A 7,309-nucleotide genomic window follows, 5' to 3' on the forward strand; every position below is an offset into this window, starting at 1 on the left:
TACTTATGGTTTTATCCATATCCTATCAATAAGTCTGGTTGGCGGCATCTAAGCGGCAAAGCGCTCCCTAAAGGCCTTTATTGTCTGCTCACCAATCTCTTGTACTTCTAGCAGATATGACTCTACCTCACTCTTGTCTTTATCTCGGGCACTTTTTTCCAGGCATTTAGCCACTTCATAAAGGGCTTGAGCGCCAAAACTGCCTGAGCTACTCTTCAAGGTATGAGCCTGATCATCTATCTCGTTAAAGTTCATCGACAGTGTTAATGAGGCTAACTTCTCTAAACGATCTTGGGTCTCTTGCAGATAGACATTAAACATGCCTTGCATGGACTCTTGTCCTAGGGCCTCGACCAGCTCAGACAGCACTAGCTCGTCGAATAATCTGTCCGTAAGGAGCGTTTCATTATTTATCACATAGGGGCCATCAGTTTTTTCATTCATGATATCGTCTATCGTTGATTCTTTAATCAAGCTTAATTCCTGAACACTGGCTTCACAAGGTTTGTCGGTATTTTCCCCTTCATCCTGAGTATATTTGTTTTGCAGGTCAATGACATCTGAGCTGGGAAGCCATTTGTTGATCGCCTTCACCAGCTCAAGCTGATTAACCGGTTTCGCGACAAAGTCTTTCATGCCAGCATCGAGGCAAGACTCTACATCCTCTTTCGACACATTGGCCGTCATGGCTAATATCACGGTATCTGGCTGAGCGAGCAAGATCTCTCGCGTCGCTTCGACGCCGTCCATCTCAGGCATGCGCATATCCATCAATATCAAGCCATAGTCATGTTCGGCTGACATCTTAACCGCCTCTTTGCCATTATGGGCGAACTCAACCTCGAAACCCGATTTAGCTAACATGGCCCCAGCGATGACCCGATTTGACGGGCTGTCTTCAGCGAGTAATAGCCTTTTATTCCTTAATGTCAGCTCAGGTAATAGAGTTTCGACCTCTTTGCTATCTGATTCATCCAGACTCTCGCCACTGAGCAAACCAAGCAACATCTCTCGACTCAAGGGTTTATTGATCATTTGCTCTAAGCCGATATCGGCCATAACCACAGGCATTTCAGGACTTAATCCCGACATCAAGGCGGCAATTAAGCCATCTTCGAACAGGAAGTCTCGCTTAAATTGATTCGATAAGTTTAAACTGAGCTGAGATAAGCTAGTATCATCGATCAGTATAAGATTAAATCTGCCTTTCACCGCTTCTATCTTGAAAATATCTGTGAGTTGACTCACATTGACGGTCTGCACCCCATACTGGCTGTACTGTTTTCTGACCAGATGAGAAAAGGTCTTATCAGGGTGAACCAGCAAGACTCTCGCATGTGCAGGAATATGGAAAAAACTGCCTCTTTGCTCCTCTAGCTGTAGACGTACGTTGAATCTGAAACAACTGCCATGTCCAAGACGACTACTCAGCTCGATCTCCCCCCCCATCATGATAATTAACTCGGAACAAATGGCTAAGCCTAATCCGGTGCCCTTGTAATTGGTATTATGTTGATCATGGACCTGACTAAACTCTTGAAACAGTTTCTTCTGCGCCGGCAGGCTAATGCCAATGCCTTCATCTGTGACGGCGCAGTGAAGTTGCACCTCTTGGTGATGGCTGTCCGGGATCCACATCTCTACCGACACGCAGCCACCACTGGAGAATTTAATCGCATTATCGACGAGGTTATGCAGCACCTGACGCAATCGCTGAGCATCCCCCTTGACGAGGTCCGGTACATTTCTATTAATAAATGTCGCTAAATTGACGCCTTTCTCATTGGCTTTAGGTGCTAAAATCTGCATCACCTGAGCCACCATCTTAGCAGGCGAGAAGCTCATATTTTCCAACACCATCTGTCCCGCTTCAATCTTGGAAAAATCTAAAATATCGTTGATGGTGCTCAGTAGGGCGGTACCGGCCTCTTTAGCCGTATGCGCATAAATACGTTGATCTTTATTCAGCTTAGAGTCCAGCATGAGCTCGACTCCACCTAACACGGCATTCAATGGGGAGCGAATTTCATGACTCATGGTGGCCAGAAATCTGGATTTAGCCTTACTGCCTAATTCTGCCTGTTCCTTAGCCTGCTTTAACTCAGTCTCATACTGCATACGCTCTGAAACATCGTGTAAAAAGGCAGTGAGCAAGATCTCATCACCCAGCTGTACCGGGATCATCTTCATCTCAACCGGAAAGTGAGTGCCATCAGACCGAATAGACATGAGTTCTACGCTCTTCTTTATCGCAGGACCACCACCGGTTTTCCTGAAGACTTCCAGCCCTTCCTTGAACGCCTTTCTCTCAATATCGACAAAAATCAGATCCTCTAAAATCTCACCCAGGGCCTCTTCGCGACTATGGCCAAACAGCTGGCTGGCCGCTTCATTAAACTCTTGAATACGCCCGGTGATATCTATGGTAATGAGTGCATCTTGGCTCGCCTCGAGTGTCGCCAGTAGAATCGACTCGGTCCGTTTAGCTTCCGCCTCTTTGCGCTTTATATCACTTAAGTCTTTCACTAAGCCCAGTAACATGATGTCGCCGTCGATCAACATCTTAGAGACGGACAGATCGATAGGAAATAGCTTACCACTCTTATGTTGCGCCACCAGCTCCCTGCCCTTGCCTTGTAGTACACCTCGTTTAGAGTTAATAAAACGCATCAGGAAATCATTTTGCATGTGTCGTTCGTGGCTCGGCATGAAGATGGATACGTTCTGGCCAATCAAATCTTTATTTTCATAACCAAAAAGGTGGCCGATGGCCGGATTTACCTGCACGATGATCCCCTTGGTATCTATGATGATAAAGCCATCCACGGCGGCTTCTAAAATCGTACTGAGTCGAATATTGGCACTCTCAAGCTCCTGAGCATTTTTCTCGATTTTTTCAATCATACGATTGAATGCCAGACTAGTTTGACCTATCTCATCATGGCTATTCACCGGGATTTGAACCCCGGTTTCCCCCTGGAGTATTCTCTTCGATGCCCGTTTCAACTCACTCAAGTTCTTGGTCAAATAACTGCCCAATAACCAAGAAAAAAGCGCAACCAACAACATCTCCAACCCGGCAATCAAACTAAAACGCGTCGTGGCCCGCGCTAAAAATTGATCGAACTCATGGATACTGATCCCCAGTTCAACACGGCCGAACACAAATCCTGACTCAATAATATCGGCCTTCACATCGAGCACACCATCCTCGATATCGACAAAGCCGCCACCCACTTTAGCTAACACCTCTTCAGCGGCGAATGATAGATCGCGAGTCGAGGTTAAGCTTACTTCTCCCGCCCTGACGAGCAAGTTATCGCGATCATAAATTGCCACATATAACACCTGAGTATTGTCCAGTAGCTCGCTGGACAACTCCTGTAAGGTGGAGACATCTGTGCTAATAACCGCATCTTTAGCCGCCGCGGCAAATAGCGCCACCACTGAACGCGCACGTTTTTCAATCTCAGCCTGATTGGAGCTCTTGAGGTAATCGACACTGGTATAAACCAGCAGCATCAAAAGCACGCCCTCGATAAGCGCGATGCCTAAAACCGTTTTGAGCCTAAACGTCATAAGTAACCGCCCTCTTATCTTTGAGCCAAAGCAATAAGCGCCTCATCATTATTTATCCTTCGTCTCTAAGGGCTGAGAGAAACTCCCCAAGCCTAACGCTCTCACATCATTCCAATCACGACTATTAGCGGCTTCGAAAGGTTTAAATCCAAGCCCTTCCAGTAGCATGTATCCTTCTTGAGTCGAAGAGAATTGTGTGAACTTTATCATTAATTCTTCTCTGACACTCACCGGCACTCTTGGATGAATCGCCACGGCATGGGGAGTGTACCCAGGTGTTTCCCATAGCACTCGCAGCTGCTCGGTCACCTCTTTATCCATGGTTTTAAAGGTTCTCTTCACCCCTCCTCCACCAGCCACTAACCCTTGGGCTACGGCGAGATAAACGGAGTCATGAGATCCAACATACTTTATTTGATTGTTAATGCCCTTTATCTTCAAGTTGGCTCTAGGCAGCACACTCGCAGCGAAAGCGGCGGGAGCTGGGAAGGCCAATAACTGTCCATCGAGATCTGACAGGGACTGAGCCTTAGAACCCTTCTGCACGACAATAATCCCTGTTATTTTTTTACCTTGCTCTTTTACCAGCGCCTGATAACCGGGCGATTCATTAAACACGGTAAAGTGATAGGGGTTCATATAGGCAATATCGTATTCCCCCTTGGCCAAGCGCCTCTCAAACGTGGGAATGTCGGGAGCCGTCGCAAAATGCAATTGGAAAGTTGCATTTTGCGACAAGGCTGCCAGTAAGGGAGACCATTTTCTTGCCAGGGTGCTAGCGGCTTGTTGCGGCACCACGCCAAAGGTGAGATTCGAAGGTTCGTTAACTGTGTGTTCTGTATCAGATGCTTGCATCGCAAAAACACCACAAAAAAACAAGGCAATAGAGGAGAGCAGATACGTGTTGAGCCATGGTGATATTTTCATTATGCGTATCCTTACCTGTGACGATCCTAGATACTGGAGCAAAGCCTATGCCAAATCTCAGCAGGCTAAGCTAACCCCACCATCATCAATTCGGCAACAAGATCCTTTTCTCACAAGAAAACAATCTATTACTCCAATATGTATCACATTTTTGCATTTTGCAATTAATATACAGCAGCAAGATGAACACCAGTCAGCACACTTTATAAAGACTAACAACAAGATAGAACCATAAGCTCAGGCTATGGCACAAAGATTGCCTTTATCTTGATACCCCCTATAAGGTAATGAGCTTGCTTATGACTTCGATTGCAACACATAGGATGTCCACGGCTGCTGTCAAGTTTCGGTTAGACACACTTTCAGTCCTGCTGGTTGAAGATACTCAGAGCGAGCGCGATTTTATAGTCAAGCTACTACAGAGCATGGGAATGAACGTCTCCAGCTGCGCTAGCGGTGAGGAAGCAATCGAGTTATATCAAAGCCAGATTCCCGATATTGTGATCAGTGACTGGCGCATGCCAGGTTTAACCGGCCCCCAGTTATGTCAACGACTCAAGCAGGCCCCATCTCCACCTTACATCATCTTGCTAACCGCCAATAATCAGGCAAAACACATGGTAGAAGGCATTGAATCGGGTGCCGATGACTTTCTCACCAAACCTTTTATACCTAGCATATTAAAAGTGAGGCTATTAGCCGCGGCTCGCATCGTCAAGATGCAACAGCACCTGAGCGACCAGAACCAGGCGCTCAACCACGCCCTGTCTAAGGAACAAGCCTACTTAGCACAAGTGCAAGCAGATCTCGATAGCGCCGCCAGACTACAAGGTTCATTACTGCCAACATCGAGCAAGCTTACCAATCAATGGAGCCTGGCCACCCGATTTAAACCCGCTCAGGACCTGGCTGGCGACATATTCCAATGCTTTAACATCGACGATTCTCATCTGGGTTTCTATTTACTCGATGTCACCGGCCACGGCATCGCAGCCTCGATGCAAAGTTTTACACTGGCCCAGAGACTCAGCGGTAAGAGTTGCCATTGGGACAGCTTAGATCCCGCGTTAATAGTGACTGAGCTTAATGCAGACTTTGAAGACCCTGAAAATGCCGGGCGGTTCGCTACCTTGATCCTGGGCATAGCCAATACTGACAGTGGCCAAGTGAGAATAACGATAGCAGGCCACCCCCAGCCAATCTTGCTCGATAATGATAGCGCTACTATGATGAGCCTAGAGTCAGGCCTGCCTCTAGGGATCGATAATCAATTTCAATACCAGTACAACTCATTCTTCTTGAGCAGTGAACAGCACCTAATGCTCTACTCAGACGGTTTATATGAATGCCAGCACCCCACCTATGGCGAGTTTGGCCAACAGAGGCTAGTCAAGGCCTGCTCAGATGCACACCAACTATCACCGGAAGCTCTGTTGCATCACCTCAGTCACGCCATCGACCTCTGGCAACAAAACTCCCCTCAGGATGATATCTCAATGATGATAATTTCCACCTCGAACTTGGATACAGCAAAAATAAACGTCGCCCAGTCGTACCCTAATAATGAAATGACTTTGCATCCACGGTCTCAGGACTCAATCCGGACATGAATCAGGACAAGAAAAGTGATCAATATGAATCGTGCATCAGCGAGTCAGTTCTACAAAAACTTGAAACATGATCTCAACCCGTATATTTCGATATAAACAAGTTAGCCCAGGCCCGTTGGAGGCAATATGAACAGCATACAATTAAATCTATCGCAAAAAGTCTGGAGTAGTAAGCTCTTATGTGCCGAGTTCGAACTGTTTCTGCAACAAAACAGCGTGCCTACTCAACAGAGATTTAAAGTCATAACCTGCATTCTTGAGGCATTATCCAACGTCTTACAGCATACCGACAGCCGTCTGGAACAGATAGTCGTCATTCTGCATTGCGATCAAGAGATCATCACCATAGATCTGCTCGATAACTCCCCTTACACCCCCATAGACAATCAAGTAGATTGTCCCTCCCCTTTCTCACTCTCGGGGAGAGGCTTATGGATCATACAAAATTGGATGGATCAGATGAAGTTCCAGAACTCAGTCGCTGGCACTCACCTCAGGTTGAGCCTGTTACGCTGATTATGGGTTTCATGTAGGAGGGCCTTCAGGCCCGAACCGTGATCGCCCGAAGCATGATAGCCCGATATCGATGTTGATGTGTTGTGGATGGTATTGGTATTGGTTTATTCCGTTGTAGGAGGGCCTTCAGGCCCGAAGCGTGATGGCCCGAATCCCGATGGATTGTTGATGGGTTCTGATGGGTTCTCTCGCGGCTAAAGCCGCTCCTACGACAAGCGATTACAAACAATTTTACACAATCCTAGCGTCATCAGATTTGTTGTTGATGGTATCGGTTTTGGTTTATTCCGTTGTAGGAGGGCCTTCAGGCCCGAACCGTGATCGCCCGATATCGATGTTAATGGGAATATGCAGTTTGTCCCATTTTTGTAGGAGGGCCTTCAGGCCCGAACCGTGATGGCCCGAAGCGTAATGGCCCGAAGCGTGATAGCCCAATGGATTGATGATGTGTTGTGATGGGTTCTGATGGGTTCTCTCGCGGCTAAAGCCGCTCCTACGACAAGCGATTATAAACAATTGCAGACAATCCTAGCGTCATCAGATTTGTTGTGGATGGTATCGGTTTATTCCGTTGTAGGAGGGCCTTCAGGCCCGAACCGTGATGGCCCGATATCGATGTTAATGGGAATATGCAGTTTGTCCCATTTTTGTAGGAGGGCCTTCAGGCCCGAAGCGTA

The 7,309-nt window shown here is 47.1% G+C and carries 4 protein-coding genes; 2 read left to right on the top strand and 2 right to left on the bottom strand.

What is annotated here, in order from left to right; genetic code table 11:
- Nucleotides 1-48 precede the first annotated feature (48 nt).
- Nucleotides 49-3,579, bottom strand: a complete 3,531-nt coding sequence (locus HRU42_RS00665; RefSeq protein WP_295028026.1) for a PAS domain S-box protein — start codon at nt 3,577-3,579, stop codon at nt 49-51.
- 48 nt (nt 3,580-3,627) lie between these two features.
- Nucleotides 3,628-4,506 carry a phosphate/phosphite/phosphonate ABC transporter substrate-binding protein gene (locus HRU42_RS00670; protein WP_295028028.1) on the bottom strand — a complete coding sequence of 293 codons (879 nt, stop codon included), beginning with the start codon at nt 4,504-4,506 and terminating at the stop codon, nt 3,628-3,630.
- Between the two features lie 299 nt (nt 4,507-4,805).
- Between HRU42_RS00670 and HRU42_RS00675 the strand changes: the two genes are divergently transcribed.
- Entirely contained in the window at nt 4,806-6,116 is a 1,311-nt protein-coding gene (locus tag HRU42_RS00675; RefSeq protein WP_295028030.1) for a SpoIIE family protein phosphatase, read from the top strand.
- A gap of 126 nt (nt 6,117-6,242) precedes the next feature.
- On the top strand, nt 6,243-6,632 hold the full coding sequence (locus HRU42_RS00680; protein WP_295028032.1) for an ATP-binding protein: 390 nt from the start codon (nt 6,243-6,245) through the stop codon (nt 6,630-6,632).
- Nucleotides 6,633-7,309: the final 677 nt, after the last annotated feature.

The sequence above is a fragment of the Shewanella sp. genome (assembly GCF_013214165.1).
GTDB lineage: Bacteria > Pseudomonadota > Gammaproteobacteria > Enterobacterales > Shewanellaceae > Shewanella.